We start from the raw sequence: 880 nt of genomic DNA, 5'->3' as shown, positions 1-880 counted from the left end.
GGATCCGACAGCGCCTCGTGAGCAGCCAGGGCCAGATCACCAGCGCTGGCGAAGCGGTCCTCGGGTTTTTTGGCCATGCCCCGCGCGATCACGGCGTCAAAGGCCTTCGGGATGCCCGAACGCGTCGCGCTGGGCTGCGGGATCGGTTCCATCAGATGCGCGCTGACCAGCGTGCCCGCACTGTCGGCCCGATACGGCGGCGACCCGGTCAAGCACTCATACAACACGCACGCCAACGCATAAATGTCGGCGCGGTAGGTGACCTCATCATTGGAAAACCGTTCCGGCGCCATGTATTTCCACGTGCCCACCGCCGTACCCAACTGGGTCAGCTTCTCATCGGTGGTCGCACTGGCAATCCCGAAATCGACCAGATAAGCGAAATCGTCGCGGGTGACCAAGATATTGGGCGGCTTGACGTCCCGATGCATCACCCCCGCGGCATGCGCGGCATCCAGCGCCGAGGCGATCTGGGTGATGATGGCCACCGCGCGCGGCGGGGTCAGCGGCCCAAACCGCTTGAGCACCGAATCCAGATCGGTGCCCTCGATCAGGCGCATCTCCATGAACATCTGCCCATCGATCTCGCCGTAATCATGAATGGGCACCACATGGGGTTCCTGCAAACGCCCGGCGATGCGCGCCTCGCGCTTCATCCGCTCCCGAAACACCGGATCACGGCTAAAGCTGTCCGACATCAACTTGACGGCCACCGTCCACTCCTTGACGGTGTGCTCGGCCTCATACACCTCACCCATGCCACCACGGCCCAACAGCCGCTTCAGGTGATACGGCCCAAACATCGACCCCACCCGCGAGGCCTGACCGTCGCTCATCCCAGAACCTCCAAACCAACCCCAGACCCGCCGACCATACCAAC

The 880-nt window shown here is 63.4% G+C and carries 1 protein-coding gene; it reads right to left on the bottom strand.

The window, feature by feature from the left end; genetic code table 11:
* Positions 1-836: serine/threonine-protein kinase (locus OQ968_RS24745; protein WP_324682285.1), on the bottom strand; the 836-nt coding region annotated here is incomplete at its 3' end.
* Between the last annotated feature and the right edge of the window lie 44 nt (positions 837-880).

The organism is Mycobacterium sp. 663a-19 (genome assembly GCF_035616495.1).
Lineage (GTDB): Bacteria > Actinomycetota > Actinomycetes > Mycobacteriales > Mycobacteriaceae > Mycobacterium.
This window is presented reverse-complemented; position numbering and strand designations above follow the sequence as displayed.